General features: G+C 43.6%; 4 protein-coding genes. 1 reads left to right on the top strand and 3 read right to left on the bottom strand.

All coding sequences use genetic code 11. The annotated features are described in order from the left end of the window. Positions 1-2837: CHC2 zinc finger domain-containing protein (locus tag ACTUJY_RS20885; protein ID WP_463618073.1), on the bottom strand; the 2837-nt coding region annotated here is incomplete at its 3' end. Positions 2838-3007: 170 nt separating this feature from the next. Here ACTUJY_RS20885 and ACTUJY_RS20880 point away from each other — a divergent pair. Then, on the top strand, positions 3008-3376 hold the full coding sequence (locus ACTUJY_RS20880) for a helix-turn-helix domain-containing protein (RefSeq protein WP_463618072.1): 369 nt from the start codon (positions 3008-3010) through the stop codon (positions 3374-3376). A gap of 129 nt (positions 3377-3505) precedes the next feature. Here the strand turns inward: ACTUJY_RS20880 and ACTUJY_RS20875 are convergent, their stop codons facing one another. Then, positions 3506-3919: a hypothetical protein gene (locus ACTUJY_RS20875; protein WP_463618071.1), complete on the bottom strand. Its 414-nt coding sequence runs from the start codon at positions 3917-3919 to the stop codon at positions 3506-3508. A 19-nt stretch (positions 3920-3938) separates the two neighbouring features. Beyond that, positions 3939-4492: hypothetical protein (locus ACTUJY_RS20870; protein ID WP_463618070.1), on the bottom strand; the 554-nt coding region annotated here is incomplete at its 5' end.

Here is a 4492-nt window from a genome sequence, read left to right as displayed (position 1 = left end):
CGGTTTTTGTCGTAGCCTAATTTTTTCACGTCGATTAATCCGTTTAGGAAGGTATCGTGACTATTTTTGGAACCGGTAAAGAGCAGTTCATAATGGAAGCGTTGCCGATGTCCATTCGTATGAACGACTAAATAATCGAGGTCGGTTAACCGTGACAGATGCACTTTTAACGCCGTATCACTCCAGCCGAAGGCATCACGTAATTGCTTGCGGCTAAAGCGATAATCACTTTGTTCCACGCCGTGAGTTTTGCATTCTGCTTTGACGTAATCATTAATCAGAGACAATAACTTTCGAGTTTGTGGCGGTAACTCGTCCAGTGTTCGGCCCAGTACTTCATGCGCGAGTTGATTAGCAACCGCAATATCATCAAGCGTAACCTCAATGTATTCGAAGCCATCTTCACTTTTCACGTCACGCTGATATTGATGTAAAAACGCAATCGAACGGATGAGCGCTAAATACTTTTGATGATCGCGTCGTGTTCTTGTTTGATGGCTCAGGAAGGTTAAATGCTCGGCGTAAGGATTCACCACAGCCAAGGGTTTTAATAATCGTTGTGCGTTTCGATGCAATTTAACCAGGTGTTGCTTTTTGTTCTTTAGCCGCATGCCTTCCAGTGTTTCCGCTATCCGTTGTTGCTGATGTATGGCTTCGGTTTGTTCACGACTTTCATTCACCGTTAACACCAGACAGCGGTTTAATAATTCTTCATCGATGTCGATGGCCGTGGTCGTTAGGAACAACATCACCGGACCTTCCACATGATAGGTCTGTGTTTCCAGATTGCCGGTGCTGGCATTTTTGCCAGTACTGGCAATATTAATTTCACCCTCGGACTGCAACAGCTTTAACGCATAGCTGGCGTTCTCTGCGCCTTCTTCTTCGGCGATGGCGAGGATTTTGTTTTTTAAATTGGTTTCGCCAAGATAATAAAGTGATTGACCAGTCATCGCTGAGTACTGGACTCTTTCTTCTTCCGGCATCAGGTTGAGTACCGCATCCATCAGAGATGATTTTCCGGCAGCACTCGATGACTGGATAATCACGGCTAAGGGTTTATCGAGTTTGCGACTGACACCGGCTAAATAGCCAACCAGTTTGTTAGTCTCTTCACCGACCACGCCGCATTGATTAAAATCGTCGAGGATACGTGCTAATAGATTTTTGTCCTTCAATAAGCCCAGCGCTTCCGCTTTTTCACCGTCATCCAGCTCGATGCTTTTTTCCTTCGGTGCCAGTGTGTTTTGAATCTGTTCTTCCTGTAGTGCTTCGAGTTTTAAGAGGACTTTTCCTAAATCCTTTTTGATAATTTGTTCTTCACACGCTAATTCACTCGCAGCGATTTTAATAAAGGTTTGCCGCTGTTTCGCGTTGTAAAGTTCCAGCGTATCGACGTGAACGCATTCGTTTTTACTGACCATCACATTCACTTTGAGCTGGTCATAACTCAGGTTCCGATTCAGTCCACGAACACGATACAAACGCTCACCGAAGGCAATTTTAATTTCCCGTTCGTTAATTTCGGCATCGATATTTTGTGGTGGTTGATGCTCCACTTCTGGTTTGGGTTCGGGTAAATCAGCGGCTAATGAGGAAGGTTCTTTTTCCGGTTCGGGCGGTGTGGTTTTGTTTTTGGGTTCTTCTCGATACTCGTCACTCGTAGCTCGTAACTTTGCGTTAAGCATAGGTTCCGCTTTTCTTATCACCAGTGCTAAAGACTTCATCGCCGGTTGCACTTGCAGTGCATACTCGTTGGCATCCATGCCTTTAGGAAACAAGATTCGATAACAACTGATACCGTGTTTTTGTAATTCTTCCGCTAACTTTTCCGCCGCAGTATTTCCCGCTTCGTCACGGTCGTAAGCAATGAGTACACGTTTTACATTATTGTTAATCAGTGCATTTAAAATATCGTTGGTAAAGCCATTCACACCGTAAGAGGTGGTGACATTTCTAAAACCATGACACCAGAAGGTCATCGCATCAATTAAACTTTCGCACAGGATAATTTCGTCAGAACCTAAACTTTTTTCATTCCAGACGCCTTTATGCGGCCCCGGTAAATACAAGTGATACGCCGTACCTTTGCGCAACGCCCGCTGGATTTTTCGGCCATAAACTTCCGTGATTAAACCCTCGCGACTAAACACAGGAACCACCAGAGAACCGTTAAAGTGTTCATGTCCAGAGCTGCGCAAGATACCGATGTGTTGCAATTTACCGCGCAATTCCGCGCCAGCCTGACGGTTACTTTCTGGCAGGCGATAACTGAGCGTGCGATTAGCAAAGCCCAGTTTAAAATGGTTAATCAGTTCGGGATGATTGAGTCCGCGCGATTCCAGATACTCGATGACTTCTGGACTTTTCTTGAGGGTTTCGTGATAAAAATCGATGACGTTGTTTAACGCTTCCTGTTCATCGGCTTCGATCGATAACGGCGCATCTAGTTTTCGCACCGAGCCGTATTTTTTCGGTTGTGTGGTCGCTCCCGGCTTCCTGCCTCCCGCGACACTTGTTCGTCCCTGTACATCGTCGGCAGCTAAGGCAGGAGCATAGTCGTTCTTAAGCAACTCCACCGCATGTTTAAACGATACCCCCTCTATCTTCATCGTCCAGTCAATCACTGAACCACCGACACCGCAGGCACCCAGACAATGCCACAGGTTTTTATCAGGACTGACGACTAAAGACGGAGTTTTATCATCGTGGAACGGACAGCGACAGAGGTAATCCTTGCCTTGTTTCTTTAACTCGTAGCCCTGACTTTTTAGCAGTCGAACCAGAGACACTTCTGTTTTCAGTCGTTCGATCACATCGTCGCTAATTCGTGCCATTTCCGATATTCCCCCGAAACCCTGTCAATACCTATATACAAAATATTTCTACTTTATTTATCGGACGCAAGCATATACACTTGATGTATATAGAGTCAAGCCATTTCGGAGGGATCGTGGAAAACCGGGGTTACAATCTTCGACATAGTGTTCAATCTGTGAATATACCTATGCCGAAACAGAACTTTGACGAGCTTCCCGATTTTGGGAAACGACTGGTAAAACTGCGTAAAGCCGCTGGTTATACGCAAGTGGAGTTAGCCAAAGAGATCGGCGTTTCACAACGTATGATTTCCTACTATGAAGGGCAATCAGAGTTCCCACCTTCTGCGCTGTTACCGAAACTGGCGAAGGTGCTGGGTGTTAGCTCCGATGAACTGTTGGGAATTAAACAACCTAAGAAGCTCAAGGTGCCCGACACTCGTTTGCAACGTCGTATGCAGCAAATTGAGAAGATGAGCGCCGCCAGCAAACGGCAGATCATGCAGGTGCTCGATACCTACATTGAGAATGAGCAGCTAAAGCAGAAGACATCGTAATCCGTATTAAATTTTGATCGTCCATAAAAAAGCGCAGTCAATCGACTGCGCTTTGGGGTTCTGCTTCTCTTCTATAAATTAAAAAAAATGGTTCAATTTTTTCGTGGGTTAACACCCACGCTACGCTGGCTATTGCCCCCTAAAGCTTTTAACCTTAACCAACAACTCTTTTATACCTACACAAGTTAAATTATCAGTATTATTTTGCGTACAATTTTCAACATTCCACGTTGTAAAAAACTCTAATATGTCGCCATCCTGTTTACTTCCTTGTTGAACCAAAATTTTTTCTTTTTCAGGATCTGATGATAAATAAAAACTACCTTTAGTTTCTGAGCTGTCACTTCCATCTAGCAACAACCAAAACAGTCCTGTTTGTGGAGACTCCATCTCGAAAACCATAGTTCCTCCATCCGTCATAGAGTAAAAATTTAAGACTTTTGAATTAGGAAAGCTAAAGTTTCTAGCATGTAAGTCCATTGAATTGCAGCCCAATATAGTTAAACAAAATAAAACTATTATCTTTATCTTAGCCGTAGTCATTTCTATATCCACCTAAATATTACTCTTTCTCTTCGCCCAAATTTCGAATTTTCGTATATGGACCTTTTTCTCTGTTTATCAATTGCCCGTTAGAAAAAGTAAACCAATACGCTGATTTTCCAGGTCCACCAAAAAAGTTCCTATGTCGATTTCTTGCCTCTGGACCACCGGTCACCATGACAAACCCCTCAGGAGCTAAGACAGACTTTGCTTCTGTTAATAACTCAGAAACTTTTTTCGCATAATCTTTTGAGCCTGTTTGACATGACATCAAATGGGCTTCCATTCCACTTTTCCATCCAGGGTGACTTCTTATTATTGAAACCATCTCTTCGGGACTAAGTTCTTTTTTGCTATCTCTAGTATCAACTGCACGCTCATCATTTCCATGAGCCCATACTCTCAAAACATTGTCTTCTCCGGGAAGACTGTTTGCAGTACTAACAATAACAAAATCCTTTTTCTCATTAACTAAGACAATATTTAACGCCCCCTTATTACTTGGACTATCGGAGCTTTCATGATCATCTCTTTGTTGAGGTTCATCGAGACTTACATATTTCCCACTGGGGG

It is taken from the genome of Pleionea sp. WD8-19, assembly GCF_055326765.1.
This window is presented reverse-complemented; position numbering and strand designations above follow the sequence as displayed.